This is a genomic window from Pseudomonas sp. R11-23-07, from assembly GCF_003852295.1.
Taxonomy (GTDB): Bacteria; Pseudomonadota; Gammaproteobacteria; order Pseudomonadales; family Pseudomonadaceae; genus Aquipseudomonas.
Map to the genome: position 1 here is coordinate 1,107,945 of NZ_CP027761.1, position 26,189 is coordinate 1,134,133.

Annotated in this window: 24 protein-coding genes; 7 read left to right on the forward strand and 17 right to left on the reverse strand. The window is 61.3% G+C overall.

The features are described from left to right. Positions 1–3 precede the first annotated feature (3 nt). Together C4J84_RS04875 and C4J84_RS04880 are read right to left on the reverse strand one after the other, a co-directional pair. Positions 4–3,099: a multidrug efflux RND transporter permease subunit gene (locus tag C4J84_RS04875; protein WP_124435001.1), complete on the reverse strand. Its 3,096-nt coding sequence runs from the start codon at positions 3,097–3,099 to the stop codon at positions 4–6. After that, the gene (locus C4J84_RS04880; protein ID WP_124435002.1) at positions 3,096–4,262 is read right to left on the reverse strand and encodes an efflux RND transporter periplasmic adaptor subunit; all 1,167 of its coding nucleotides are present in this window, start codon (positions 4,260–4,262) and stop codon (positions 3,096–3,098) included. The genes C4J84_RS04875 and C4J84_RS04880 overlap by 4 nt, the downstream gene beginning before the upstream one ends. Before the next feature lie 213 nt (positions 4,263–4,475). Between C4J84_RS04880 and C4J84_RS04885 the strand changes: the two genes are divergently transcribed. Both C4J84_RS04885 and C4J84_RS04890 read left to right on the forward strand, forming a co-directional pair. Then, entirely contained in the window at positions 4,476–4,709 is a 234-nt protein-coding gene (locus C4J84_RS04885; RefSeq protein WP_124361369.1) for a hypothetical protein, read from the forward strand. A gap of 165 nt (positions 4,710–4,874) precedes the next feature. Further along, positions 4,875–5,684, forward strand: coding sequence for a transporter substrate-binding domain-containing protein (locus C4J84_RS04890; RefSeq protein ID WP_124435003.1), 810 nt, complete (start codon positions 4,875–4,877; stop codon positions 5,682–5,684). On the opposite strand, the gene C4J84_RS04895 is transcribed toward C4J84_RS04890, so the two are convergent. The 5 genes from C4J84_RS04895 to C4J84_RS04915 all read right to left on the reverse strand — a co-directional run bounded on the left by C4J84_RS04895 (position 5,662) and on the right by C4J84_RS04915 (position 10,161). Continuing rightward, positions 5,662–6,405 (reverse strand): YkgJ family cysteine cluster protein, encoded by a 744-nt coding sequence (locus C4J84_RS04895; RefSeq protein WP_124435004.1) that lies wholly within the window; start codon positions 6,403–6,405, stop codon positions 5,662–5,664. The genes C4J84_RS04890 and C4J84_RS04895 overlap by 23 nt on opposite strands. Before the next feature lie 107 nt (positions 6,406–6,512). Next, entirely contained in the window at positions 6,513–6,992 is a 480-nt protein-coding gene (locus C4J84_RS04900) for an N-acetyltransferase (protein ID WP_124435005.1), read from the reverse strand. A 3-nt stretch (positions 6,993–6,995) separates the two neighbouring features. Continuing rightward, a complete protein-coding gene (locus tag C4J84_RS04905) occupies positions 6,996–7,898 on the reverse strand; it encodes a chemotaxis protein CheV (RefSeq protein WP_124369699.1) in 903 nt (300 codons plus the stop codon). A gap of 198 nt (positions 7,899–8,096) precedes the next feature. Beyond that, complete coding sequence (locus C4J84_RS04910) at positions 8,097–9,071, reverse strand: D-glycerate dehydrogenase (RefSeq protein ID WP_124435006.1); 975 nt, start codon at positions 9,069–9,071, stop codon at positions 8,097–8,099. Positions 9,072–9,192: 121 nt separating this feature from the next. Next, positions 9,193–10,161, reverse strand: a complete 969-nt coding sequence (locus tag C4J84_RS04915; protein WP_124361375.1) for a LysR family transcriptional regulator — start codon at positions 10,159–10,161, stop codon at positions 9,193–9,195. A gap of 182 nt (positions 10,162–10,343) precedes the next feature. Here C4J84_RS04915 and C4J84_RS04920 point away from each other — a divergent pair, with 182 nt between their 5' ends. The 4 genes from C4J84_RS04920 to C4J84_RS04935 are packed head-to-tail and all read left to right on the forward strand — an operon-like array spanning position 10,344 to position 15,104. Further along, entirely contained in the window at positions 10,344–11,855 is a 1,512-nt protein-coding gene (locus C4J84_RS04920) for an efflux transporter outer membrane subunit (protein ID WP_124435007.1), read from the forward strand. A 10-nt stretch (positions 11,856–11,865) separates the two neighbouring features. Continuing rightward, positions 11,866–14,043 carry an FUSC family protein gene (locus C4J84_RS04925; protein ID WP_124435008.1) on the forward strand — a complete coding sequence of 726 codons (2,178 nt, stop codon included), beginning with the start codon at positions 11,866–11,868 and terminating at the stop codon, positions 14,041–14,043. Continuing rightward, positions 14,033–14,233 carry a DUF1656 domain-containing protein gene (locus tag C4J84_RS04930; RefSeq protein ID WP_124361378.1) on the forward strand — a complete coding sequence of 67 codons (201 nt, stop codon included), beginning with the start codon at positions 14,033–14,035 and terminating at the stop codon, positions 14,231–14,233. Before C4J84_RS04925 ends, C4J84_RS04930 begins: the two co-directional genes overlap by 11 nt. A gap of 10 nt (positions 14,234–14,243) precedes the next feature. After that, a complete protein-coding gene (locus C4J84_RS04935; protein WP_124428726.1) occupies positions 14,244–15,104 on the forward strand; it encodes an HlyD family secretion protein in 861 nt (286 codons plus the stop codon). Between the two features lie 104 nt (positions 15,105–15,208). On the opposite strand, the gene C4J84_RS04940 is transcribed toward C4J84_RS04935, so the two are convergent. The 5 genes from C4J84_RS04940 to C4J84_RS04960 form a co-directional block, all read right to left on the reverse strand. Continuing rightward, positions 15,209–15,610, reverse strand: a complete 402-nt coding sequence (locus C4J84_RS04940; RefSeq protein WP_124435009.1) for a DUF4440 domain-containing protein — start codon at positions 15,608–15,610, stop codon at positions 15,209–15,211. A gap of 13 nt (positions 15,611–15,623) precedes the next feature. Further along, complete coding sequence (locus C4J84_RS04945; protein ID WP_124435010.1) at positions 15,624–16,253, reverse strand: TIGR02646 family protein; 630 nt, start codon at positions 16,251–16,253, stop codon at positions 15,624–15,626. Beyond that, on the reverse strand, positions 16,246–17,577 hold the full coding sequence (locus C4J84_RS04950; RefSeq protein WP_124365895.1) for an AAA family ATPase: 1,332 nt from the start codon (positions 17,575–17,577) through the stop codon (positions 16,246–16,248). The genes C4J84_RS04945 and C4J84_RS04950 overlap by 8 nt, the downstream gene beginning before the upstream one ends. A gap of 91 nt (positions 17,578–17,668) precedes the next feature. Then, positions 17,669–18,481, reverse strand: coding sequence for an SDR family oxidoreductase (locus tag C4J84_RS04955; RefSeq protein WP_124435011.1), 813 nt, complete (start codon positions 18,479–18,481; stop codon positions 17,669–17,671). Positions 18,482–18,495: 14 nt separating this feature from the next. After that, entirely contained in the window at positions 18,496–18,960 is a 465-nt protein-coding gene (locus C4J84_RS04960; RefSeq protein WP_124369706.1) for a multidrug transporter, read from the reverse strand. 156 nt (positions 18,961–19,116) lie between these two features. Here C4J84_RS04960 and C4J84_RS04965 point away from each other — a divergent pair, with 156 nt between their 5' ends. Continuing rightward, positions 19,117–19,623, forward strand: coding sequence for a hypothetical protein (locus tag C4J84_RS04965; protein WP_124435012.1), 507 nt, complete (start codon positions 19,117–19,119; stop codon positions 19,621–19,623). A 188-nt stretch (positions 19,624–19,811) separates the two neighbouring features. Here the strand turns inward: C4J84_RS04965 and C4J84_RS04970 are convergent, their stop codons facing one another. The 5 genes from C4J84_RS04970 to C4J84_RS04995 all read right to left on the reverse strand — a co-directional run bounded on the left by C4J84_RS04970 (position 19,812) and on the right by C4J84_RS04995 (position 26,187). Continuing rightward, positions 19,812–21,263 (reverse strand): mannose-1-phosphate guanylyltransferase/mannose-6-phosphate isomerase, encoded by a 1,452-nt coding sequence (locus C4J84_RS04970; protein ID WP_124369708.1) that lies wholly within the window; start codon positions 21,261–21,263, stop codon positions 19,812–19,814. A 220-nt stretch (positions 21,264–21,483) separates the two neighbouring features. Continuing rightward, entirely contained in the window at positions 21,484–22,140 is a 657-nt protein-coding gene (locus C4J84_RS04980; RefSeq protein ID WP_043049782.1) for an alginate O-acetyltransferase AlgF, read from the reverse strand. A gap of 16 nt (positions 22,141–22,156) precedes the next feature. Next, on the reverse strand, positions 22,157–23,344 hold the full coding sequence (locus C4J84_RS04985; RefSeq protein ID WP_124435013.1) for an alginate O-acetyltransferase: 1,188 nt from the start codon (positions 23,342–23,344) through the stop codon (positions 22,157–22,159). 11 nt (positions 23,345–23,355) lie between these two features. Next, positions 23,356–24,888, reverse strand: coding sequence for an MBOAT family protein (locus C4J84_RS04990; protein WP_124361386.1), 1,533 nt, complete (start codon positions 24,886–24,888; stop codon positions 23,356–23,358). A gap of 189 nt (positions 24,889–25,077) precedes the next feature. Then, on the reverse strand, positions 25,078–26,187 hold the full coding sequence (locus C4J84_RS04995; RefSeq protein ID WP_124361387.1) for a mannuronate-specific alginate lyase: 1,110 nt from the start codon (positions 26,185–26,187) through the stop codon (positions 25,078–25,080). Between the last annotated feature and the right edge of the window lie 2 nt (positions 26,188–26,189).

Sequence of the window (26,189 nt, forward strand, 5' to 3'; positions counted from 1 at the left end):
GCCTCAGTGTGTGGTCGCCAGCTCGAGCGCTGGTTTGGGCCTGTGGAAGAATCGTTCAAGGTACAAGTATATGACCGGCGTGGTGAACAGCGTCAGCGCCTGGCTCACCAGCAAGCCGCCGACCACGGCGATGCCCAATGGCTGGCGCAGTTCCGCGCCAGGGCCTGAGCCGAGCATCAACGGCACCGCGCCAAGCAGGGCGGCGAGGGTGGTCATGATGATCGGCCGGAACCGCGTGACGCAGGCTTCGTAGATCGCGTCCTCAGGCGCCAGGCCGCGTAAGCGCTGGGCCTCCAGGGCGAAGTCGATCATCAGGATGCCATTTTTCTTGACGATGCCGATCAGCAGCACCAGGCCGATCAAGGCCATGATCGAAAAGTCCTGGCCCAGCAGCCACAGCATGATCAACGCGCCCAGGCCCGCCGAGGGCAAGGTGGAAATGATCGTCAGCGGGTGCACGAAGCTCTCGTACAGCACGCCCAGGATAATGTAGACCGCGACCAGTGCCGCGAGGATCAGCCACGGCTGGCTGGCCAGCGAGCTCTGGAAAGCCTGGGCCGCGCCCTGGAAGTTACCGATGATCGTACTGGGCATGCCGATGTCATTCTTGGCCTGGTTGAGCATGATCACCGCATCCCCCAGCGCCACGCCGGGGGCCAGGTTGAACGACAGGTTGGCGGCCGGGAACATGCCGTCGTGGCTGATGGACAACGGCCCCACGCTCGGTGGGTCGACCCTGGCCAGCGCCGACAGTGGCACCATCTCGTTGGTCAGCGGCGAGCGCAGGTAAAAATAGTTCAGGCTCTCGGCCTTGCCGCGCTGTTGGCGGTCCAGCTCCAGCACCACCTGGTACTGGTTGATCTCGGTCTGGTATTCGTTGATCTGGCGCTGGCCGAACGCGTCGTACAGCGCCTGGTCGACGTCGGTGGCGGTCAGGCCAAAACGCGCCGCGGCCTGGCGGTCGATGGTGATGTGGGTGATGCTGCCGCCCAATTGCAGGTCGTTGGACAGGTCCCGAAAGGCCGGGTTGCTGCGCAGTTTTTCGGTGAGGCGCTGAGTCCAGGTGTTCAGGGTCGGGCCGTCGTTGCTCTTGAGTACGTATTGGTACTGGGCGCGGCTGGGGCCGGAGCTCAAGTTGATGTCCTGGCCGGCGCGCAAGTACAAGACGATGCCCGGCACCTTCGCCAGTTGCGGGCGGATGCGGTCGATGAACTGGCTGGCCGACACATCGCGATCACCCCGGTCTTTCAAGGCGATCCAGAAGCGGCCGTTGGCGATGGTCTGGTTGCTGCCGGTCACACCCACCGAGTGGGAGAAGGCTTGCACCGCCGGGTCGGCCTTGACGATGTCGGCCAGTGCCTTGTGCTTGGCGACCATGTCCGGGTACGACACATCGGCTGCCGCCTCGCTGGTGCCCAGCACGAAACCGGTGTCCTGCACCGGGAAGAAGCCCTTGGGGATAAACACATAGCCGACCACGGCCAGGGCCAGGGTCACCACGAAGATCGCCGCCATGCTGCGTTGATGGGCCAGGGCACGCCGCAGGTTGCGCGCATAGCCGGCCAGCAGGCGCTCGCTGAAGGTGGGTTTGGCATGGGCGCGATGGGTTGGCGCACGCATGAACAGTGCGGCGAGGGTGGGCGCCAGGGTCAGCGAAACCACCACCGAAATGAGGATGGTCGAGGTGGCGGTCAGCGCAAATTCCTTGAACAGCCGCCCGACCACGCCCCCCATGAACAGCAGTGGAATAAACGCCGCCACCAGCGAGAAGTTGATGGACACCACGGTAAAGCCGATTTCGCCGGAGCCTTTGATCGCGGCTTCGCGCTTGCCCAGGCCGGCCTCCAGGTGACGATGGATGTTTTCTACCACCACGATCGCATCGTCCACCACAAAGCCCACGGCAATCACGATGGCGACCAGGGTCAGGTTGTTCAAGCTGAAGCCCATCACATACATCAGCGCGAAACTGGCCACCAGCGACACACCGAGCACGGCAGACACAATCAACGTCGCCGACAGCTGGCGCAGGAACAGCGCCATCACCGCCACCACCAACAGGATCGCGATCAGCAGGGTCATTTCCACTTCATGCAACGAGGCGCGGATGGTCTTGGTGCGGTCGGTCAGTACACTGACCTGCACCGACGCCGGCAGCATGGCTTCCAGGCGCGGCAGTGCTTGCTGGATGCGGTCGACCGTGTCGACGATATTCGCCCCCGGCTGGCGCGAAATCACCAGATTGACCCCCGGCGTATCGCCGGACCAGGCCTGCACGTAGGCGTTTTCCGAACCGTTGACGACTTTGGCGATATCCCGCAGTTGCACGGGTGCGCCGTTCTTGTAGGACACGATCAACTGGCCGTATTCGTCGGGGTGAAACAGTTGATCGTTGGTCGACAGGGTCGACACGCTGTTGGCCCCGTATATCGCGCCTTTAGCCAGGTTCAGGCTCGATTGCTGGATGGCCAGGCGGATGTCCGCGAGCGTCAAGCCGACCGCCGCGAGTTTGTCGGGGGAGGCCTGCACGCGAATCGCCGGGCGCTGCTGGCCGGTGATGTTGATCTGGCCGACACCGTCGATCTGGCTGATCTGACGCGCCAGCAGGGTTTCCACGTAGTCGCTCAGTTCCGTGCTCGGCATGCTCGCGGAGCTGACGCTGAGGATCAGCACCGGGCTGTCGGCCGGGTTGACCTTCTTCCAGGTCGGCAGGCTCGGCATATCGCTGGGCAGCTTGCCGGAGGCGGTATTGATCGCGGCCTGCACTTCCTGGGCGGCGGTGTCGATGCTTTTGTCCAGAGTGAATTGCAGGGTCAAGAGGCTTGAGCCCAAGGCGCTGCTGGAGGTCATCTGGGTCATGCCGGGGATAGCGCTGAATTGCACCTCGAGCGGCGTCGCCACCGATGAGGCCATGGTGTCCGGGCTGGCGCCGGGCAGTTGGGCGGTGACCTGGATCGTCGGAAATTCCGCTTCCGGCAGTGGCGCAACGGCCAGCCGCGGGAAGGCAATGATCCCCAGCAGCACCAAGGCAAATGTCAGCAGCAGGGTGGCGACCGGGTGATCGACGCACCAGGCCGAAGGCGAGCGGCTGCCGCTCATGGCTGCACCTTGGCGTCGACGGTCTGGATCACCTGCGGCGGTTCCTTGAGCACTTGCACCTGAGCGCCGGCCTTGAGCCGCGACTGGCCATCGCTGACCAGTACGTCCCCGGCCTGCACGCCCTTGATGATGTTCAGCTCGCTGTTCTGGTAGGTGACTTGCACGGGCACCACCTCCACCTGCTCACCGTTGAGCCGGTACACGAAATGTGAGTCCAGGCCACGCTGCACCACCGTCGGCGGCACCACCAGGGCGTTCCTGTCGACGGCGGTCTGGATCTTGATGGTCACCAGCTGCCCCGGCCACAGCTTCTGCGTGCCGTTCGGGAACTCGGCCTTGGCGCGCAGGGTGCCGGTGGTGGAACTGATCTGGTTGTCGATCAGGCTCAAGCGGCCTTCCCCCAGCAGGTCGCCGGTGTGGCCGTCGGTATCGGCCCCCAGGTAGGCATCGACGCTGGCTTTTTGCGGGGCGGCGATCAGGCCTTGCAAGGTCGGCAACATCTGCTGCGGCAGGGAAAACTCAACCGCGATCGGGTCGATCTGGGTGACCGAGAACAAGCCTTGGGTATCGCCCATGCGCAGGAAGTTGCCTTCATCCACCGTGCGAATGCCGACGCGACCACTGACGGGGGAACGAATCTGGGTGTAGGAAAGTTGTACTTGAGCCGAATCAATCGCCGCCTGGTTGCCCTGCACGGTGGCCTTGAGCTGGTTCACCAGGGCTTGTTGCTGGTCGTAGGTCTGCTTCGATACGCCGTCGTCGATACTCAATTCCTTGTAGCGCTTGAGGTTGACCTGCGCCACTTGCAGCTGCGCCTGGCTTTCCCCCAACTGCGCCTTGGCCTGGTCGAGGCTGGCGCGGATCGAACGGTCATCGATGGTCGCCAGCAGGTCGCCGGCCTTTACCTGTTGGCCTTCCTTGACCAGCAAGCGGGTGAGGATGCCGTCGATCTGCGGGCGGATCACCACGCTGTGCAACGACAACACCGTGCCAATGCCGCTGACGAACCGCGGGACATCCTGTTGCGCCACGCTCACCACGCGCACGGGGATTGCGCTGGGTGCCGCCAGCCGGGCCTTGGCGGGCCGAGTCAAGGTCCAGGCTGCCAGCGCCAGGACCAGAAGGGCGCCCACCAGCAGGGCCGTGTTTCGTTTTGTGGGCATAGAGGTGGCGCCAGGCAAAGGATCGGAAACGTGGAATGACCGTTATAGCCTTTTGATCGGGTCAGCAGAGTGACGGCTATCTGACAGCGCTGTCAGTTAAGCGGCGACCATTCGTACGACGACGCTTAAAGATCCGGGGCGCGCAGGTATACTGCGCGCCACTGTGGCCCGCTTGCCGGGCCCGCTTCATCTTTTGCGCACCTCGGAGCACCCATGACTTCCCCGATCCAACCCCCCGTTGAAGCGGTCGACCTCGTCGATTCGGTCGATGCCGACGGCGTTGAAAAAGCCGAAATCCCGGCGTTCAAGTTCCCTTTCAACCCGGGTGAACTGGCCGGGGCCAAGCAGGCCGCCCAGCCCTGGTACAAAGGTGGCGCGAAGAATGGCCATACCAAAACGCCGGGCATGGCGCCGCCGGGTACGCGTCGTTCGATGGGTAAACGTTGAGAGTAATGCGCATATTCGCCGTATAGGCAGTTGCCTACAACTCGCGTCGATATTTCTTATTGTAGGTCCGCGACCGTTTCTTGAAAGCTTGCGCAGCATCGCCTTGCCCTGATCATTTGTATCGGGACATGGCGACGCAGCTCTCTCCGGAAAAGGACGTTTCCCGTGGCTTTGATACATCTCTGTGTGGCGCTTGCCCTCCTGTTATCGGTGGAGGCCGTGGCCGCCGCCGAGCCGCCGCGACGCGAAATCCGCTTCGCTGTCGCGGCGCATTTTCCCCCCTTTCAAAGCCGTAATGCGCAAGGGCAATTGGTGGGGCTCAATATCGAATTGGGTAACGCCCTGTGCGTGCAGCTCAATGTGCATTGCACGTGGGTCGACCAGATCGTCATGGAAAACTTCCCCGCCCTCGATGCCCGGCAATTTGACGCGATCATGGGGATGGCGCCGACCTTGAGTCGACAGCAGAGAGTCAATTTCAGCGATGACCTCTACCCGATCACCACCTGGCTGGTGGCCCGCAGAAACTCTGGCCTGAGCCCGCACAGGCGGTTACTCAAGGGCAAGCGGGTCGGGGTGTTGGTCAGGAGCAATCGCGAAGCCTTTGCCCGGTCGCAGTGGGCGCCGGCCGGTGTGATCATCGAGAGCTATTGGCTCAATGACCAACTGGTGCGCGGCCTGGTTGCGGGCGAGATCGATGCGACGCTGCAGGGGGCGGTGGAAATCCGAGAGGCCTTGCTCGACACGCCTGAAGGCATGGATTTCGATTTCATGGGCCCGCCGGTATCGTCTGACCTGTTGGGCAACAGTGTCGCGATTGCACTGCGCAAAACCGATACCGTGTTGCGTACCGAGCTCAACCATGCCCTTGAGCAACTCAAGCAGAACGGCGAGTACCAGCGCATCCTCCAGCCCTACCGCCTCGACACCGCGCCCGTGAACCCGTCGAGCCTCAAGCCGCCCGCAACGGGATAAACGCGTAATTGGCCGGCACTTCGGTAGCAATCTGCGCGCCGGCATCCAGCAGTTGTTCGGCAATCTCCATCCCGGAGACGTGAAACACCCACTCGTTGGCCGTGATCGGCTGGTCAGTTGCCAACGCAATGGCTTGGGCAAACGCATTCATATCCGGCAAATACGCCGTGAAGCCGTCGCCCTTGAGTGCGGTGGTACGAATCCCCAGTAAGGCACACACGGCCTCCTTGGTTTGCACATCGTCACGGTCGGCCTGGCGTGAACGGCGGATCAGTTCAGCCAGTTCAGCATCCATCAATGCCCCGCCCACGATCAGCGCCGGCCCCTGTTCCCAGGATTCCGGCGGGCAATCCTTGGCGCTCGGGTTCAGCGGGATGTGCGGATTGATCTCCATCGGATAGATCCGGCACACCAGCGGACGTCGTTCGTAGATGCCGCAGCGATTGTCTTCGTCAAGATTCCGACAGCGCCCGGCGTTGTAGGCCGCAAAGGTGATCGCCACGAATGCCTGGGTATTGCCGCTGGGCACCACCACTGAACGGCGTTCGGCATGTTCACGCTGCTGCTGGGGCAAACCCAGGCCGCTGGCGAGAAAACCTTCTACCAGAACAATGATATTGCCACCGTCCGCCGCCCACTGCCGGGCTTCGTCGAGGGTCAGGGGTACGTGGTGATCGGAGCAGCATTTGCCACAACCTACGCAGGAAAAGTGAGTGTTCATGGCGGATCTGTCACCAGGCAAAGTCAGAGGGCAAGCATGGGCGGTGACGGGTTTTTACCTCTATCCACCGCTTGGGCTCTCTGGAAGCAAGTTGTGCGCCAGTGACGTCAGTCCTCAACCACGTCGCGCAGGACGAACCGCATGCCTGCGCTTTCATACAGCTGCCGCGCGCGCAGATTGCTCTCCAGCACCTTGAGATCCACATAGGGTTCGCCACGCTGCTTGAAAACGTGGAAGGCATGCAGCAGCAACGCTCGGCCAAGCCCCTGGCCCTGGGCGCAGGGGTGTATCGAGAGGTTCTTGATAAAGGCACTGGTCCAGCATTGCGCCACGCCGAGAATGCCCTCGGCGTTACTGGCTACCAGGCACAACGAGGGGTCGAACTCGGCATCGGCAACGAATTGCCGGCGCCATTGCTCAAGGCCCGCGACACGGCCACCGCCCTGATCCTGGGTCATGCGCAATACCGCGTGAATCGCCGGGGCCAGTTCATCGCGATAGTGATCCAGCTGGGTAGCGGCCGGCCACTGCGGCGCCGGCAGGCTGCCGGTCAGGTCGCGTCGCAGCAGCTGGAAATACTCAGCCAAGGCTTACAAACCCTTTTGCGCCACGGTTTGCGCAGCCACCACCAGGCACTTGGTCAGCTCGGGGGAGGAAAACTTGGTCAGCACCGCATCGGCGCCGGCCAGGCGCGCTTTTTCACTGTTCATCGCGCTGTCCAGGGAGGTGTGCAGCAGCACATAGAGCTGCTGGAAGTCCGGGGTTTCGCGCAGGGTGCGGGTGAGGGCATAACCGTCCATCTCGGACATTTCGATGTCCGACACCACCACATTGATTTGCTCGCCCGTGCCTTGCAGCTCCAGCAGCACATCGATGGCCTCCTTGGCGCTGCGCGCGGTGTGACAGGTCAGCCCGAGGTTGCGCAGCGTATGCACCGATTGCTGCAGCGCCACTTGGCTGTCGTCCACCACCAGGATGCGTGCATGGCCGAGGACTTCGGCTTCTTCCATGGTCAGGTCGGTCGGCGCGGCTTCTATCGGCGCCGGGGCGATGCCATGGATGACTTTTTCGATATCCAGCACCTGCACCAAGCCGCCTTCCACCTGGGTCACCCCGGTGATGAATGCGCGATTGCCGCCGGAGCCATAGGGCGGTGGGCGGATATCGGTGGTCAGGCAATGCACGATCTTGCTCACCGCCTGCACATGCAAGCCCTGCTTGGAACGGCTGACATCGGTGACAATCAGGCAGCCGCCGTTCGGGTCCTGCAACGGCATCTCGCCCAGGGCGCGGCTCAGGTCGATCACCGCCAGCGAGTTACCGCGCAACGTGGCGATGCCTTTAACGTGGGGGTGCGACTCCGGCAGTTTGGTCAGCGGAGGGCAAGGGATGATTTCGCTGACTTTCAGCAGGTTGATCGCCATCAGCTTGCCGCTGCGCAAGGTAAAGAGCAGAAGCGAAAGTGAGTCTGCGCGGGCTTTGGTGGTGGGCATAAAAACCTTCTGTGGATCAGGGGTGGCGATCTATGGAAGGTTATCGACCCTCTCACGAAAAACTAAAGGTGTGACCTTTGGCGAGGGAGCTTGCTCCCGCTGGGCTGCGAAGCGGCCCCAAAAAGCCTGGGAGCGCTACGCACTCCAGCGCGAGCAAGCTCGCTCGCCACAACAAGCGCGTTCCAACAGGGCCGGGTGTCAGCCTTTCCACACCTGTGGGTTCACCAGGTCCTGCGGGCGTTGGCCGAGCAGGGCGCTGCGCAGGTTGTCGAGCGCGCGGTTGGCCATGGCTTCGCGGGTTTCATGGGTCGCCGAACCGATATGCGGCAGCGTCACCGCATTGCTCAACTGGAACAGGGGCGACTCGGCCAGCGGTTCCTTTTCATACACATCCAGCCCGGCGCCACGAATGCGCTGGGTTTGCAGGGCCTCGATCAACGCAGGCTCGTCCACTACCGGGCCACGGGAGATGTTGATCAGGATCGCACTGGACTTCATCAGTGCCAGTTCCCGGCTGCTGATCAGGTGACGGGTCTTGTCGCTCAGCGGCACCACCAGGCAAACGAAATCCGCCTCGGCCAGCAGCTGGTCCAGGCTGCGAAACTGTGCGCCCAGCTCTTGTTCCAGCGCGCTCTTGCGGCTGTTGCCGCTGTACAGGATCGGCATATTGAAGCCCAGGCGCCCACGCCGGGCCACGGCCGCGCCGATATTGCCCATGCCGACGATGCCCAGGGTCTTGCCGTGCACATCGCAGCCAAACAACGGGGCGCCAACGCTGGCTTTCCACTGGCCGGCCTTGGTCCAGGCGTCCAGTTCGGCCACGCGGCGTGCGCTGCTCATCAACAGGGCGAAGGCCAGGTCGGCGGTGCTTTCGGTGAGCACGTCGGGGGTATTGGTGAGCATGATCCCGCGCTCGTTGAAGTAGGCGACATCGTAGTTGTCGTAGCCCACCGACACACTGGACACCACCTCCAACTGGCGCGCGCCTTCAAGCTGTTCGCGGCCCAGCTTGCGGCCCACGCCGATCAGACCGTGGGCGTGGGGCAGGGCTTCGTTGAATTGGGCGTTGATGTCCCCCAGCTTGGGGTTGGGCGCAATCACCTCGAAATCCTGTTGCAGGCGCTCGATCATTGGCGGGGTGACACGGCTGAAGGCAAGGACAGTCTTTTTCATTGCAGGCGGGCTCATCGACTACGGAAGAATGCCAAGCAACCTAACATATTGTCATGACCCCGTTGAACCCATGTGGGAGGGCAAGCTCCCTCCAACAAGGTTCTCTATTGTCTGCCAGGAATCAGTTGGCCAAACGCGCACCGCTCAGGGTGCCGCTCAACTCGTATGCCACCAATTCCGCTTGATGAGCCGCGAGAATCTCCGGCAGCGAACCGCGCAAGTATTCCACCCAGGTCTTGATCTTCGCATCCAGGTATTGGCGCGACGGGTAGATGGCGTACAGGTTCAGCTCCTGGGAACGGTAGTTGGGCATTACCCGCACCAGCGTGCCGTTACGCAAACCTTCTATCGCGGCATACACCGGCAGCAGGCCGACGCCCATGCCGCTGGTGATCGCGGTTTTCATCGCGTCGGCCGAGTTGACCAAAAACGGCGAGCTGTTCACCGCAACGCTTTCCTGGCCTTCGGGCCCGTTGAAGGTCCATTTATCCAGCTGGATCACCGGGCTGACCAGACGCAGGCAGGCGTGATTGAGCAAATCCTGGGGCCTTTGTGCGCAACCCTTGGCCTTGACGTATTCCGGCGAGGCGCAGGCGATGCTGTAGGTGATGCCCAAGCGTTGCGAGACGAAACCGGAATCCGGCAGTTCGCTGGCCAGCACGATGGACACGTCATAGCCCTCATCGAGCAGGTCCGGCACGCGGTTGGCGAGCGTCAGGTCGAAGGTCACGTCGGGGTGGGTGCGGCGGTAGCGGGCAATCGCGTCGATCACGAAGTGCTGGCCGATACCGGTCATGGTGTGCACTTTCAATTGCCCGGCGGGACGCGCATGGGCGTCGCTGGCTTCCGCCTCGGCTTCCTCGACGTAGGCGAGGATTTGCTCGCAGCGCAGCAAATAGCGCTTACCGGCCTCGGTCAGCGCGATGCGGCGCGTGGTGCGGTTGAGCAAGCGGGTTTGCAGGTGGGCCTCAAGGTTTGAGACCGCGCGCGAGACGTTGGCGGTGGTAGTGTCCAGCTGCGCGGCGGCGGCGGTGAAGCTGCCGGCCTCTGCAACGCAACTGAACGCGCGCATGTTTTGCAAAGTGTCCATGGGGTGTTCTCAAGGGAGATGGCAAATTGTGACAGAAAGTTGCGCCGTCCAGTGATCCCTACCAACGGATTATCGCCTTAACGGTAACAAAGATTCACAGGAATGACAGCTTATCGGCGCTCATCGCGGGCCCTAGAATTGCGCCACCTCTCCCCGTAACACCCTCTCAGGAATTCGTCAGCGTGCCGCGTCGCATCAGCAGAGAGCTGAAGACTCTCAGTGTTTGGGCCTTTACGCTCGCCATCAGCGGCTGTATCGGAACCGCAGGAATCGGCCCCCAGGGCCAATCCTTGAATGCCAACGAGCTGGCCACGGACGAAGCGATCCAGAACGCCGCCAGCGACGCCCACTGGCCCACCGCCCGATGGTGGCAGGCCTACGGCGATCCGCAACTGAACCGCTGGGTCGAACTTGCCACGCAAAACAGTCCGAGCATGGCCATGGCCGCTGCACGGGTGCGTGAAGCGCGCGCCATGGCCGGGGTGGCGGAGTCTGCCGAGTCCCTGCAGATCGACAGCGACACCACCCTCAAACGCCACAACTGGCCGAAGGATCAGTTCTACGGCCCCGGCGAATTGAGCGGTGCGAACACCTGGGATAACAATTCATCCCTGGGCTTGAGTTACGCACTCGACCTGTGGGGCCGCGAAAGCAACGCCACCGAGCGTGCCGTCGACCTGGCTCATATGAACGTCGCCCAAGCGCGCCAGGCCCAGCTCGAGCTGCAGAACAACGTGGTGCGTGCCTATATTCAGTTGTCGCTGCATTACGCCGATCGTGACATCGTCGCCGCCACCTTGGCCCAGCAACAGCAGATGCTGGAGCTGGCCAACAAACGCCTGGACGCCGGGATCGGCACGCACTTCGACGTCAGCCAGGCCGAGACCCCGCTGCCGGAAACCCACCGTCAGTTGGACGCGCTCGATGAGGAAATCGCCCTGAGCCGCAACCAGCTGGCGGCGCTGGCCGGCAAAGGTCCGGGGGAGGGCGCCCGGTTGCGGCGCCCCAGCCTGTCGCTGGCCGCTGCGTTGAAACTACCTTCGAATTTGCCTGCGCAATTGCTCGGCCAGCGACCGGATGTGGTCGCCAGTCGCTGGCAGGTGGCGGCGCAGGCGCGTGGCATCGATGTCGCCCATGCAGGTTTCTACCCCAACGTCGATCTGGTCGGCAGCCTCGGTTTCATGGCCACCGGTGGCGGCATGCTGGAGTTCCTTGCGGGCAGCAAATTCAATTACAACGTCGGCCCGGCTATTACCCTGCCGATCTTCGACGGTGGGCGTCTGCGTGCGCAACTGGGGCAAGCCAGCGCCGGTTACGACATCGCCGTGGCGCATTACAACCAAACCCTGGTCAACGCGCTCAAGGGCATCAGTGACCAACTGATCCGTCGCGAGTCCGTGGACAAACAGGCGGCGTTTGCCGCGCAATCGGTGGCGTCGGCACAGAAAACCTACGACATCGCGATCATCGCCTATCAACGCGGCCTCACCGACTACCTCAATGTGCTGAATGCCCAGACCCTGCTGTTTCGCCAGCAGCAGATAGCGCAACACGTACAGGCCGCACGCCTGAGTGCTCATGCCGAACTGGTGACTGCCTTGGGCGGTGGCCTCGGTGCCGACGACGATGTACCGCGCAACGACAAGACCCTCCCCGGCAAGACCCCCGCGGCGCTGGCCGTGTTCGATCACTGAGTAGATGGCCATGATTTCCTTGCCTGCACCCCTGCGCTGGCTGCACGCCCTTGAGTGGCGCCGTGGTTTTTTCGACTGGGCGCGCAGCGATGGCGTGACCTGGGTATATATCTTCAAGGTGCTGCTCGCTGCGTTCCTCACGCTGTGGCTGGCGATGCGCCTGGAACTGCCGCAGCCGCGCACCGCAATGATCACGGTATTTATCGTGATGCAACCGCAGAGCGGCCAGGTATTCGCCAAGAGTTTTTACCGCTTTCTCGGCACCTTGGCCGGTTCGGCGGTGATGGTGTTGCTGATCGCGTTGTTTGCGCAGAACACCGAACTGTTCCTCGGCGCCCTGGCCATCTGGGTGGGTATCTGCACCGCCGGTGCCACGCGTAACCGTAACTTTCGCGCCTACGGGTTTGTGCTCGCCGGCTACACCGCGGCGATGGTCGGCTTGCCGGCGCTGGCCCACCCGGACGGCGCCTTTATGGCGGCGGTGTGGCGCGTGCTGGAGATTTCCCTGGGGATTCTCTGCTCGACGCTGGTCAGCGCCGCGATACTGCCGCAGACCTCCAGCGCCGCGATGCGCAATGCGCTGTATCAACGCTTTGGCGTGTTCGCGCTGTTCGTCACCGACGGTCTGCGCGGTCGCAGTCAGCGTGAAGAGTTTGAAAGCACCAACGTGCGCTTTATCGCCGAGGCGGTGGGCTTGGAAGGTTTGCGCAGCGTCACCGTGTTCGAAGACCCGCACATGCGCCGGCGCAACGGCCGGCTCAATCGTCTCAACAGCGAGTTCATGAGCATCACCACGCGCTTCAACGCCTTGCACCAGTTGCTGGCGCGGTTGCGCGCCGACGCAGCCGATCACGTGGTCGCGGCGATCAAGCCCGGCCTGCAGGACCTGGCCGAAGTGCTCGACGGGTTTTCCGGCCAGGCGCTGACCAGCCCCGACGCGGCACGGTTGGTCAACTTGCTCGGTGCCTATAAGGACAGCTTGCCTGCCAAGGTGCGCAGCCTGCGCGCCGGCTTCCAGCAAAGTGCCCCCACCGAAGCCGAACAACTGGATTTTCATACCGCCTACGAGCTGCTGTACCGCTTCGTCGACGACCTGCACAACTATGCGCAAACCCATGCGTCCCTGGCCGATCACCGCCACGCGCGGGAAGACTGGGACCAGGCCTATACGCCGAAAACCAACTGGCTGGCCTGCGCCGCCGCCGGGATACGCGCCTCGTTCATCCTGGTCGTCCTCGGCAGTTATTGGGTAGCCACGGCCTGGCCCAGCGGCGCCACCATGACCTTGATCGCGGCCGCCACCGTCGGCCTGTCCGCCGCCACGCCCAATCCCAAGCGCATGGCCTTCCAGATGGCCTGCGGCACCATGGTTGGTGCGCTGGTGGGCTTCGTCGAAATGTTCTTCGTGTTTCCCTTGATCGATGGCTTCGCGCTGCTGTGCGTGATGCTGGCGCCGGTGATCATTTTCGGCGCCTTTCTCGCCTCACGCCCGCAGTACGCCGGGGTCGGCGTGGGCTTGCTGATCTTCTTCAGCACCGGCTCGGTGCCGGATAACCTGACGCTCTACAACCCTTACAGCTTTATCAACGACTACATCGCCATGGTCATCGGCATGCTGGTGTGCGCGGCGGCCGGGGCAATCATCCTGCCGCCCAACAGCCGTTGGCTGTGGCGTCGCCTCGAGCAAGACCTGCGCGAGCAAGTGGTGTACGCGATCAGCGGCAAGCTCAAGGGCCTGGCGTCGAGTTTCGAAAGCCGCACCCGTGACCTGCTGCACCAGGCCTATGGCCTCGCCGCCGGCCAGCCGCAGGTGCAACGCGAGCTGCTGCGCTGGATGTTCGTGGTGCTGGAGATCGGCCACGCGATCATCGAACTGCGCAAGGAACAGGCGATCCTGCCGGTGCACCCGGCGTACGCCGAATCCCAGCCCTGGCGCCAGGCGATCCGCGTGATGGGGCGCTCGCTGGTGCGGCTGTTCCTGCAGCCCAGCGCCAGCAACCTGGAGCGCGGGCTGATCGCCGTTGACCATGCGATCAGCCGCGTGCAGGCCACCGATGAACCCTTCGCGCCGCACTTCGACACCTCGGCCCTGCGCCGCGTGAAAAGCTACCTGCACTTTATCCGCACCTCGTTGTTGGACCCGCAATCGCCGCTGGCGGCCCTTAAAGGACATTCGAATGCCCCGTGAAATAGCCTTCCACGGCCTCTACATGCCGAGCATGACCCTGATGTTCCTGATCGCGGCTGTGCTGGCCTGGGCCCTGGACCGTTTCCTGGCCGGATTCGACCTGTACCGGTTTTTCTGGCACCCGGCGTTGCTGCGCCTGAGCCTGTTCGTTTGCCTGTTCGGCGCCCTGGCGCTGAGCGTCTACCGTTGAGAATGCCCCGATGAAAAAGTTTTTCAGCCTGCTCGCGACCCTGCTGGTGCTGGCGTTGGCGATCTGGATTGGCCGCACGTTGTGGGTGCATTACATGGAAACGCCGTGGACCCGCGACGGCCGTGTACGCGCCGATATCATCAACGTCGCTGCCGACGTTACTGGCGAAGTGGTGGACGTGCCGGTGCGTGATAACCAGTTGGTGAAGAAGGGAGACCTGCTGATGCAGATCGACCCCGAGCACTACCGCATCGCGGTCAAGCAAGCGCAGTCGCTGGTGGCGTCGCGCAAAGCCACCTGGGAAATGCGCAAGGTCAACGCACACCGTCGCGCCGACCTCGATGCGCTGGTGATCTCCCGGGAAAACCGCGACGACGCCAGCAACATTGCCGACTCGGCCCTGGCTGATTACCAGCACGCGCTGGCGCAACTGGAAGCGGCTGAACTCAATTTGAAACGCACCCACGTCGTGGCGGCGGTAGACGGCTATGTCACCAACCTCAACGTGCACCGCGGTGACTATGCGCGTATCGGCGAGGCGAAGATGGCCGTGGTGGATATGAATTCGTTCTGGGTTTACGGCTTTTTCGAAGAGACCAAGCTGCCCCACGTGAAGGTCGGCGACACAGCCGACCTGCAGTTAATGAGTGGCGAGACCCTCAAGGGCCACGTGGAAAGCATCTCGCGCGGCATCTACGACCGCGACAACCCCGAGAGCCGCGAGCTGATCGCCGATGTGAACCCTACGTTCAACTGGGTGAGGCTGGCCCAACGCGTGCCGGTACGGATTCACATTGATGAAGTGCCGGAAGGCGTGCTGCTGGCGGCGGGCATCACCTGCACCGTGATCGTCAACCAGGCGCAAAACTAAAATGTGGGAGGGGGCTTGCTCCCGATAGCGGTAATTCAGTCATGGATTCAGTGGCTGGCACTCCGCTATCGGGAGCAAGCCCCCTCCCACATTCTTCAATCCAGTCAGGCCTTGATAAAAGTTTCATGCAAATGGCGCCACAACAGCGCACCACTGGCCTGCTTCTCGAACACTACCGTCGCGCGGCGATCAGTCTGGGTACCGCTGTCATCAACTTGGTGCTCGCGGTAGCTCACCGTGGCGCCACGCGCATGCCGGTCGATGCCGGTCATTTCGCTCAAGGTGATTTTCAGCCCTGGCCGCATGCCGCCAAGGCGAGTGAACAGGGCATTCACCCCGGCTGTGTTGACCCGCGTACCCGTGGCGGGCGCGACCATGCTGAATTCGGGTGAGAAGCGCGCCAGCAGACTCTGCAGGGTGCCTTCGGGCGCGACGCCGGCAAACCATTGCTCGATCTCGAGGTGGGTCTGGATCACTTCTTCGAAAAAGTCGCTGTAGTCGATCATGGTGTACTCACTTTCAGGCGCTTAAATGGCGAATTACATTCACCAGAACGGGGGCGAAGGGTTTCAGGCGGTTGTCGGCGTCGGGTTGTTGCAGCTCTTCCCTCAGCATCATCAACAAGTCGAAATCGGCGACTTCAAGGTCATCGCCGTCCATACCGCTGTCATAGAGCAGTGCATCCAGGATGGACTTTCTGGCGCCGAACAGGGCGCGATTGTTTTCACGACTGTTTCCAAGGTTCAGTACTTGAATAGAGGTTAATGCTCTGGGAGTCAGGCCTTCCACACGACCGGACAGATAAAATTTCAGCTCGGTTTCGCACTCATTCATCAAGGAGGTAAGCGGCAAAGCCTGATGGGCGTGCGCTTTGCCGCACTGCTTACTACGGTTGCAACTGGCAACGATATTAGAGAAGTCCAACGAACGGTGTGGCGCTGTTTGCCTGGCCTCAACATGTTCGTTGTGGGCGCTGCCTGATGTGATTCCGTGGCAGCAATACGCACATAGGCCATGTTGTTCTTCGATACAGGCTTCTCGGATACAGGTTCTTTCTTGGGGGCTTAAATCTGTATAGCCGCCATTCGGGTGCGTACGCTTCCATTGTGTCAGGGCTGCTGGTTCCTCTCCTTTGGTGATCTTACGCACTGCGCAACTCCAATTTGCGAATCAGAAGGGCGGCTTTGGTCAGTTCGATATGACCGGCGGGCAAGTCGGTGGACAGTTCTTCGAAGAGGGTTTTTGCCTCTTTTAATTTTTTGTCTTGCAGCAGCTCTAGCAGGCGATCAAGCCGGGCTTGAACCTTGCTGTTGCGGACGTCGGTGTCCATGACACTGAGCAGTACCTGATTGGCATCGAGGCCGTAGAGGCCATTGCGCTCTTCCAATTCGCCGTCATCGAGGACATAGCATAGGACGTCTTTGCTATCGCTGATCACCAGTGGCGAGTGGGTAGTCAGGATGAACTGGCAGTTGGGGAAGGTTTCTGTGAATTGGTGGATCAGGCGGCGTTGCCACTTAGGGTGTAAATGGAGATCTACTTCGTCGATGAGCACGACGCCGTAGCCCTGTAGTGGGTTTTCCAGGGAAGGATTCATCATGGCAAGACGACGGGCTATGTCGCCAACCAAGGCCATCATGGACTTTTCGCCTTGTGACAATTGGGAGACATCCAACGTGTGGCCGGATTTATCGATAGCCATATGCAAATGTGGTCGACGTTGGACACGCAGGTTAGTGAACCCAGGCATGAACGCTCCTACAGCGGAACGGACGGCTGTTAACTGTCGATCACGAGATGAGGCGTGTGCTTTTTCCAGGTATTTCCATAACTGACTGTCCGGCGTGCCAATGATTTTTTGCACTTCTGCTAATGCACTGGCTGAAATACCGGTTTCGTTTTCACTGTCCTCTCGCTCTCGGAACCATTCGAAGAAGCGGCGAAAGTCTACACCTCGGTTTAAGGAGTTATCGTAGCCGTCCAACTGGCTAAAGCTGTGCCGGGTTTTAATCTTCAGGGGAACTTCAAGTACTGAACGTTCGACTGGATAGTAGGCAATGAGGGGAACAGACGTGTTTTCGTCACGCGTTAAATTGTCCCTATAAACACTAGCCAGAGCTGATGCGTCGCCGAGTTCGCTGGTGACCTTTGCCTTCCGACCCCGCCTGGACTTTGCCAAAGACCAATGGAAGTCGACATACAGTTCTTCGGCCTCGATAGAGATTGACGCAACGTTTGAACCGTTGCGTAAGGCGCTTTCTTCAATAGGGCTGCCGCTGCCGCTGTCGGATCGAGTTCTTGCAACCAACCAGCTTAGAGAGGTGGCCAGCGATCTTAGAATCGTCGTCTTCCCCGCCCCATTATTCCCCACAAACACCGTCACCTTCGACGCATGCTTTTCGGTCGGCGCAAAGGCGACTTCCAAGTCGGTAAAACGACCGACGTTATTCAGTCGAATTTTTCTGATTTCCATCGCATTACCCTTGTGGGGCCAGTCAGTGTCTATAGGCAGGCGGCGATTATGGCACTCATCCCAGGTTTTGGCAGGTGCGCTTCATAGATGCTTACAACACGCCACCCAACCCAAAGCGCTTCTTCAACATCGTCTCCAGCAACCCTTTGGGCAACAGCGTCGCCATCAAAGGCAACGCTCGACTGCCATTGCCCGAGCGCAACAGGCGCGGTGGCTGGGTTTGTTGTACGGCCTTGAGCACATCCGCCGCAAACTTGCTGGCCGAAGTCGGCTTGTTCTGCGAGGCCTGGGAGCGCGCACGAATGCCTTCGCGCAACGGCCACCACGGCGACTGTTCATTGATCAACAGCTCGGCCTGGGCCCCGGCATTCTTTGCAAAGCGTGTATCGATCGCACCGGGTTGAACCTCCATGACGCGCACGCCAAACGGCGCCAGCTCCATGCGCAGGGCGTCGCTCAAGGCATGTACGGCGGCTTTCGACGCGCAGTAGGCCCCGGCGAAGGGTGTGACCAGCACGCCGGAGACGCTGCCGATATTGATGACCAGGCCTCTGCCGCGCCGCAGGGCGGGAAACAGCGCCTGCGTCACGCCGACGATGGAAAACACGTTGGTCTCGAACTGGCGTTGCATCGCCTCGGTGCCGCCATCGAGCAGCGGGCCCATGGCGCCGTAGCCGGCGTTGTTAACCAGCACATCGAGCTCGCTCAGTTGTTCGGCCAGGCGCTGCAAGGCGCCAGGGTCGTTGACGTCCAGCTGTACGGCGTTGAAGCCGGCGGCGGCGAGGGCGGCGACATCGTCTGTGCGACGGGCGCTGGCCCACACCTCGAAGCCGGCGGACTTGAAGGCATCAGCCAGGGCGCGGCCGATGCCGCTGGAGCAACCGGTGATCAGTACGTTGGGCATGCATCAATCCTTTGTCAGTCCGAGAAACTGCCTTGCAGGTGCTCGGCACGAAATTCCAGGGTTTGTGGGCGGTAGCCGGGGCGTAACGGCGGGACGGGCAGGCAGTCTTCCCAAGTGGCGCCGGCCTGCAGGTCGCCTGGGCCGCGATAGCGTGGGGCCGCGTACACGTTGTCGGCCAGGTTCACGGTGTCGCCGGGTGCGTAGGCGGCGATACGCCAGCGCAGTTCGGTCAGCGGTACATCGTTGCCGTTGTTCAGCGTCAGCTTCAATGGGCGGTCGGCAGGGCATTCCTGCGCAGCGTAGCTGACGCGCAGTTCCAGGCGGGCCAGTTGCGCGGCTTCGCGGTTGTCGAGCCACGCCACCCAGACTGCCACCAAACCCAGGCCGACGGCAGCGGCCAGCGACACCGGCAGGGCCTTGGCCGGATAGCGCAGCAGCAGGACCAGCCAGGTGATGATCAGCAACACACCAAAGAACATACACACAACCTCGCACAGGGATAAAACATCCTACTCGTGGGGCGGGCCGATTGCCTATGGTGCAGCGCTGCTTTCCCTCGTGCGCAGGTATCTATTCCCTCTGATGCAGGAACTGCATCGCTCTCTTTTGCCACGAAGTCTTTACAAGGAACGTCCTTGAAAGCCAGGAAGGTGCCCAACCGTAGATTCATGAAGTCAGGTGCTTTTATGACCGTCTCAAATATCGCCACACCCGTGTTGACCTCCCTCAGCGCACCTATGGCGCCGGTACCGCCCGCAGTGTCGGCAGCAATCAGTCAAGCGCCCAATCCAGAGGTCGGCTCAACATCATTGCCGCGTATGCAGAACCTGGGGCTGACGAGCTTGCGGCAGACTGTCATGCAAGGTATCAGCGACCAACTCAGTTCATACGTTTCTCCTAGGCTTTCGATGAACTCGGAACAAACCAAAGGGGCTGCCTTGACGCTAGCTGGGGGGATGGCAAAAGTGGTTGGACAGAGCATGACGAAATCAGGTGGTGCAAGCTCCAAAGCGGTGGGTACGGCTTTGATATGGGGAGGCAAAACGGCTGAAAAAATTGGCAAAGGCACTTATAAAGAGGCTGGCAAGGATCACGGGACGGGTGATTACAATGCCTTTGCCCCGCGGAACTGGGCCAAGTAACCCATGGTGGCCTGCTATTGAGCTGCGGGCCCGCTGCCTGGGTCGGCATCTTGATGCACTGCACGGCCAACAGTTTGGGTTTGCAAGCTGCGACGCCGTGGGACATTCATTGCATTAAAAAGCCCCCGCCTGACCGGCTGCGGATAGGGGACGCAGCCTGCTGGGCGGGGGCTTTCTGTACGACTCCTTTATTGCGCGATAGTTTTCACGGAAACACCACGTTCAATCGGGGTCGAGCGGCCGTAGATATCTTCGAACCGCTCGATATCGTCTTCGCCCAGGTAGCTGCCCGATTGCACTTCGATGATCTCCAACGGGATCTTGCCCGGGTTGCGCAGGCGGTGCACCGAGGCAATCGGGATGTAAGTGGACTGGTTCTCGCACAGCAGGAACACGTTGTCGTCACAGGTGACTTCAGCGGTGCCGCTGACCACGATCCAGTGTTCGGCGCGGTGGTGGTGCATCTGCAGTGACAGGCAGGCGCCCGGCTTGACCGAGATGTGCTTGACCTGGAACCGCCCGCCCATATCCACCGAGTCGTAGGAGCCCCACGGACGATACACTTCGCAGTGGTTCTGGGTTTCGCTGCGGCCCTGCTCATTGAGGGTGTTGACCATCTGCTTGACGCCCTGGACCTTGTCCTTGTGGGCAATCATCATCGCGTCCTTGGTTTCCACCACCACGATGTTGTCCAGGCCGATCACCGAGACCAGCTTGCCGTTGCCATGCACCATGCAGTTGCGGCTGTCCTGGATGACCACGTCACCCTTGCTCACGTTGCCGTTGGCGTCTTTATCGTTGACCGCCCACAGCGAGGCCCAGCAACCCACATCGCTCCAACCGGCGCTCAGGGGCACCACACAGGCGCGTTGGGTTTTTTCCATCACGGCGTAGTCGATGGAGTTGTCCGGGCAGCAGGCGAAGGTGGCTTCGTCGAAGGTCACGGTGTCGGCGGTCTGCTCGCTGCGCTCCAGGGTCAGGACGCAGGTGTCGTAGATGTCCGGATCGTGCTTTTTCAGCTCTTCCAGGAAACGGCTGGCGCGGAACAGGAACATGCCGCTGTTCCAGAAGTAGCCACCGCTTTTGACGAACTCGACCGCGCGTTTTTCATCGGGTTTTTCCACGAACTGCTGTACGCGGCTCACGCCTTCGGGCAGCAGCGAATCGTTGGTGGACTTGATGTAGCCGTAGCCGGTTTCCGGGCGCGTGGCCGGTACGCCGAACAGCACCATTTCGCCGCGCTCGGCCGCCACGGTGGCCAGGGCCAGGGCGCGTTGCAGGGCTTTCTGGTCGTCGATGACGTGGTCGGCGGGCAGCACCAGCATCAACTCGTCACGGCCTTCATTGACCAGCATCATCGCGGTCAGGGCCACGGCCGGCGCGGTGTTGCGGCCGAACGGTTCCATCAGGATGCGTTGGCATTCGAGTTTGCGCGCGCTCAACTGCTCGTTGACGATGAAGCGGTGATCCTTGTTGCAGACCACGATCGGTGAGTCCATGCCTTCGAACACCAGGCGCTCCAGGGTTTGCTGGAACAGCGTGTGCTCGCCGGTCAGGGCCAGGAATTGTTTTGGGAACTGTTTACGGGAAAGCGGCCAAAGACGTGAGCCGCTACCACCGGAAAGGATTACTGGGATCATGTGTTTCTCCTTGAATCAATTTGGGTCAGAGCTACGAAGGTTTGTCGTTTCACTCTTGTTTTTGTCTCGATCCGAACCGGCGCCTCGATCCCCTGTAGGAGCGAGCTTGCTCGCGAAAAACCTGAGAGCACCGCGATAAACCAAAGGCGCTGCGTCATCGTTGACGTTCTTCGCGGGCAAGCCCGCTCCTACAGTAGATTGCGTTCAGTCCGGGAAATAATCAGCGGGTCGACACCGGGCGTTTCACCCAGACCGGCGACAGGCTTGAACCCGAACCGGTGACGTACAGCACCGCTGCTTCACCGCGCTCCAGGGCAACCGGCTTCACATCGCCGACTTTCTTGTCGCCGTCATACAGAGCCAGGCTCACCTTCACCGGGTTGATTTCACGTTCGCCACGGCCTTTGGCGGCTACCGACTTGACCACGTCGGTCTTGCCATCGGCGGTTTTCAGGGTCAGGGCCTTGTCGCTGAGGTTCTGCACGCGAACCAGGGATTTCTGCTTGTTCTTGAACGGCGGCTCTTCGATCAGTTGCGGCTGGCCGCTGCTGTTGTTGACCAGGGTGTAGTAGTGATCGGCCGCAAGCTTGACCGGCACGGTCTGGCTGCCGACCTTGGCGCTGTAGTCACCACCGGGCATGAAGCTGAAGTCGCTGCTGGCCAGCGGTGCGACGTCGCTGAGGTTGGTGCTGCCAACGGTGGCGCTGACTTCCTGGTTGCTGGCGTTGTAGATGCGCACGAAGCTCGAACCTTTTGGCGCGGTAGGGCCGTAGAGCGCGGCGTCACCACCGGCGAAGGCGGACATCGATACGAAGCTCAGGCCGGCAGCGATAGCCAGGGTCTTGGCGAGACGACGAGGAGTTGTAGTGAAAGTCATGTGAGTTACCTCTCTTTCAGTTTTGCGCCCGGTCGGGCGTCTCGGATTTCTGATTTTTAAAAGCGGGGATGTTCTGTGCCATGTTTTGTTGGCGCGAACCGGCTTCTTTAAGCTGCGCAACCCAGGCCGGGTCGGCATCACCGATTTCGTTATTGACGGGCAGATAGCGTTCAGGGAACTCCCAGATCAGCACCTGCGGCGGGCTGTTCTTGAAGTCATCACTTTTCAGGTAGCTGAGCATCGGCAGGATCGGGCCGTGGCCGTCTTCGGCGTAGCTGACCACGTCGCTGCCCAGGGCTTGCTTGAGGGCGCCGACGAAGTTCCAGTTGGGGTTGGCGCTGTAGCTGGTGCCGACCAGTGCCACCGGGGTTTCGCTGTCGCTGAACAGCGCGTCGTCGCCCTGGGTTTCGGCCAGGTGCGTCACGCGTTTTTCCAGCGGCTCTTTAGGCGGCATCAGGTTTTCGAACAGCGGGTCCAGCGGCAGGAACAGACGCAGGTCGCCTTTATGCGGCTCGGTTTTTTCCGCTTCGGTAACGAAGCGCTGCGGCTCGCCGCTGAGCGGAGTCTTGTCGGCAATCGCCTTGGCCAATTGCTTGGCGGCGATTTCGGCACCGTCCGGGGTCCAGTGGGTGTCGGTGCGCAGGAACACTTGCTTGCCGCCCAGCTTGGCCTGTTGCAGCGGGCCGAGCAGGTCGGGGGCGATGATCTTGTCTGCCGCGACACGGGCGTGGAAGTCCTGGTACAGGTTGGCGTGAATGCTCGCCGGTTTCACTTCACCCAGATGCTCCGGATACAGGCGCACCTTGGCCGGCACGATCGCCATCACCAGTTGGATGCCCTGGGCCTTGAGCTTCTGGCGCACACCTTCGACCAGCGCGTAATTGTCTTGCAGGTTCTGGTCTTCGTTGACGGCGGGGTTGAACTCCTCGTCGCTGTACAACCAGTGATCGCGGCCCAGCACCACGCCAGGGCGGCCTTCATTGAACAGCTTGTAGTCCAGCGCCGCCCAGAGGTTGGTGCCCAGGCGCTTGATCGGGAACTCGTCGTCGTAATGGGTCTCGACGGCTTTGGTCCAGCGACCGTTGAGCACGGTGGCATCGGCATTGGTGCTGAAGCCGAAGAAACTGCGCAGCGACCAGGCGCCCAGGGCCAACAGCACCACCAGGAACAGGCCGATATAGAGGACGCGTAATGAACGGGTCATGGTCGGCTCCCTCAGAATTGGAAGTAAAGGAACGGCGAGAAACTCTGCGCCGACAGTTTCAGGATCGACGCCACGAACAGCAGCAGCACGGCGGCGCGCATGGCGTAGCGTGGCCAGTCAGCGGTCCAGTAGGCCGGTTGCACGGCGGCGTCACGACCCACCGTGAAGCCCGGCTCGTGGATGCTGCCGGGGTTGTCGCCCGGTACGGCCTTGATCAGGCTCGGATCGCTCGGCTTGGTCTTGTCGGCAGGGCGATTGCGGTAGAAATCGCGCAGGCCGAAGAACGCCAGCGTTGCGTAGGCCACCACCAGGGTCGCCACTTGCAGGCCGGTGAGGCTGGCGCGGTTGAGTTCCGACAGCGACCATTCGCCAAAGCTGAACATCGCACCGTACATGCGCCCGGCGACATGCAGGTTTTCCGCGCGGAAGATTACCCAGCCCATCACCACCAGCAGGAAGGTGAAGGCCCAGCGCAGCACATTGAAGCTGCGCGGCGCGGTGTTGAGGCCGATGGCTTTTTCAATCGCCAGCCACATGCCGTGCCAGGCACCCCACACGATGTAGGTGATGTTGGCGCCGTGCCACAGGCCACCGAGCAGCATGGTCAGGAACAGGTTGCGGTAGGTGGTCAGCGTGCCTTTGCGGTTGCCGCCCAGGGTGATGTACAGGTAGTCGCGCAGCCAGGTCGACAGGCTGATGTGCCAGCGCCGCCAGAACTCGGTGATCGACTGGCTGATGTACGGCTGCTTGAAGTTTTCCATGAAGCGGAAACCCATCATCAAGCCCAGGCCGATGGCCATGTCGCTGTAGCCGGAGAAGTCAAAATACAACTGTGCGGTGTAGGCCAGCGCACCGAGCCAGGCATCGCCCGTGGTCGGGTTTTGCAGGGCGAAGCAGTGGTCCGCGACTACCGCCAGGGTGTCGGCGATAAACACCTTCTTGATGAAACCCTGCATGAACCGCGTGCAGCCCTCGGAGAACTTGTCGAGGGTGTGGGTGCGGTTGTTGAACTGGTCGGCCAGGTCACGAAAACGCAACACGGGGCCTGCGATCAGGTGCGGGAAGATCGCCACGAACGCCGCGAAGTCGATCAGGTTGCGCGTCGCCGGCGTATCGCCACGGTACACGTCGATGATGTAGCTGATGGACTCGAAAATGTAGAACGAGATACCAATCGGCAACAGCACGTGGGTGAGGATGAACGGCTCCAGGCCCATCGACTTCATCATCACGTTGATGCTGTCGACGCCGAAGTTGGCGTACTTGAAGTAGCCGAGGATGCACAGGTCGACCGCCACGCCGAGCAGCAGCCAGCGTTGGGCCGGTTTGGTGCGCACGCCGGCGGCGCCGACCTTGAGGCCGATCCAGTAATTCCACAGGGTCACTGCGGCGAACAAAGCCAGGAAGTCCACTCGCCACCAGGCGTAGAACACATAGCTGGCAATCAGCAGCAGCAGGTTGCGATAGCGTTGCCCGCTCAAATAGTACAAGCCGAGAAAGATCGGCAAGAACAGAAACAGGAACACATTGGACGAGAAAACCATCCCGATCTCTCCATGTTTAACCAACAGTCAAGGGCCAGAGCCCCCCCAAACCCCCCCACGATTTCGGGGGAGGCTTTGATCGTTCCCACGCTCTGCGTGGGAATGCCTCTTGTGACGCTCTGCGTCACGCTTTGGGACGCAGAGCGTCCCGTGCTGCATTCCCACGCGGAGCATGGGAACGATCAGCGACTAGCTGCCTTTGTTGCCTTTTTCGTGCGTCGGGTCGTAGACCTTGGTCAAGTCACCACCCAGGCGGAACGTCTTGAATGGCTGCATGCCATGCTTGCGTTCGAGCACATCCGGGGCGCAGGTGTAGAGGGTGCAGAACGGCTCAAGCCAGGCGAATTTCATCGCCTGCTTCAAATCCTTCATGTCCTGCTCCTTGCCGTTCTTCTGTTCGAAGATGTCCGGGTCTTTCACCCCGGCCAGCACCTTGTCGCCCAGGCGCTTGAGCGCACTGTTGTTTTCCTGGCGCAGGTCCACACCGTTGACCAGGGCAAAGCTGGCGATCATCGACAGCGGCGGCAGGGCGTAGTTGTGATACGACAACGCCCGTTGCTGACGCTTCAATTCGTTGGGCAGGAAGCCTTGGTCGTCGACCTGATTCACCCCGACCTTGTATTCCTTGACAGCCCAATCGAACAGGTCGCGACGGTTAGTGGCGATGGACGTTGCCATCACCGACCAGGCGGCCCAGTACGAGTGGTTGTTGGTTTTTTCCAGCGGCAGGTTGTCCCAGTCGCTCACCACCTGATCGGCCAGCTTGTTGAACCAGGCCTCGATCAGTTGCGATTCCTGCTGATGGTTGGCCAGCGGGTGCGAGTCGGAGAATTTCAAGCGCACATAGGCCGAAGCCATGCTGCCCAGCGCCCATTTGCGCATGGACTTGCCGGTGTGGTTGAAGTCCTTGGACATCAAGGCGTCGGCCTTGGCCCACGACACCAGCCAGTTCAGCGTGCATTCGAGCTGCTGCGGACGACCGTCGCGCATGAACTGCATCACGCGCTTGCTGGTGTCTTTTTCCAGCTTGGTGATGTCGGCAGTGCTGTCGCGAAAGGCCTGTTCCGATTGCACGTTCAGGGTCGAACGCGCCTTGTCGGAGCCTTCGTACTTGCTGCGAAATTGCAAAGGCCCGGTGTAGGGCGTCGGCATGGCGTCGCAGTTTTCCTTGAAGTCGCCGGTCTTGAACGCTTCGATCGGTGCGAAATAGCCCTGGGGCGGCCGCAGGGGTGCGGCGGCGTTGACGGAGCCGGCAAACATCGCCAGGCCTAGCAGGGTGGGCAGCAATAACTTTTGCATAA

Excerpts from the sequence above, each read along its gene's own strand:
- C4J84_RS04915 (WP_124361375.1), bottom strand. The coding sequence starts at position 10,161 with ATGGACACTTTGCAAAACATGCGCGCGTTCAGTTGCGTTGCAGAGGCC.
- C4J84_RS04885 (WP_124361369.1), top strand. The coding sequence starts at position 4,476 with ATGACTTCCCCGATCCAACCCCCCGTTGAAGCGGTCGACCTCGTCGAT.
- C4J84_RS04985 (WP_124435013.1), bottom strand. The coding sequence starts at position 23,344 with ATGACCCGTTCATTACGCGTCCTCTATATCGGCCTGTTCCTGGTGGTG.
- C4J84_RS04910 (WP_124435006.1), bottom strand. The coding sequence starts at position 9,071 with ATGAAAAAGACTGTCCTTGCCTTCAGCCGTGTCACCCCGCCAATGATC.
- C4J84_RS04960 (WP_124369706.1), bottom strand. The coding sequence starts at position 18,960 with ATGTTCTTTGGTGTGTTGCTGATCATCACCTGGCTGGTCCTGCTGCTG.
- C4J84_RS04895 (WP_124435004.1), bottom strand. The coding sequence starts at position 6,405 with ATGAACACTCACTTTTCCTGCGTAGGTTGTGGCAAATGCTGCTCCGAT.
- C4J84_RS04940 (WP_124435009.1), bottom strand. The coding sequence starts at position 15,610 with ATGATCGACTACAGCGACTTTTTCGAAGAAGTGATCCAGACCCACCTC.
- C4J84_RS04930 (WP_124361378.1), top strand. The coding sequence starts at position 14,033 with ATGCCCCGTGAAATAGCCTTCCACGGCCTCTACATGCCGAGCATGACC.
- C4J84_RS04905 (WP_124369699.1), bottom strand. The coding sequence starts at position 7,898 with ATGCCCACCACCAAAGCCCGCGCAGACTCACTTTCGCTTCTGCTCTTT.
- C4J84_RS04970 (WP_124369708.1), bottom strand. The coding sequence starts at position 21,263 with ATGATCCCAGTAATCCTTTCCGGTGGTAGCGGCTCACGTCTTTGGCCG.
- C4J84_RS04925 (WP_124435008.1), top strand. The coding sequence starts at position 11,866 with ATGATTTCCTTGCCTGCACCCCTGCGCTGGCTGCACGCCCTTGAGTGG.
- C4J84_RS04955 (WP_124435011.1), bottom strand. The coding sequence starts at position 18,481 with ATGCCCAACGTACTGATCACCGGTTGCTCCAGCGGCATCGGCCGCGCC.
- C4J84_RS04980 (WP_043049782.1), bottom strand. The coding sequence starts at position 22,140 with ATGACTTTCACTACAACTCCTCGTCGTCTCGCCAAGACCCTGGCTATC.
- C4J84_RS04880 (WP_124435002.1), bottom strand. The coding sequence starts at position 4,262 with ATGCCCACAAAACGAAACACGGCCCTGCTGGTGGGCGCCCTTCTGGTC.
- C4J84_RS04875 (WP_124435001.1), bottom strand. The coding sequence starts at position 3,099 with ATGAGCGGCAGCCGCTCGCCTTCGGCCTGGTGCGTCGATCACCCGGTC.
- C4J84_RS04950 (WP_124365895.1), bottom strand. The coding sequence starts at position 17,577 with ATGGAAATCAGAAAAATTCGACTGAATAACGTCGGTCGTTTTACCGAC.
- C4J84_RS04935 (WP_124428726.1), top strand. The coding sequence starts at position 14,244 with ATGAAAAAGTTTTTCAGCCTGCTCGCGACCCTGCTGGTGCTGGCGTTG.
- C4J84_RS04995 (WP_124361387.1), bottom strand. The coding sequence starts at position 26,187 with ATGCAAAAGTTATTGCTGCCCACCCTGCTAGGCCTGGCGATGTTTGCC.
- C4J84_RS04990 (WP_124361386.1), bottom strand. The coding sequence starts at position 24,888 with ATGGTTTTCTCGTCCAATGTGTTCCTGTTTCTGTTCTTGCCGATCTTT.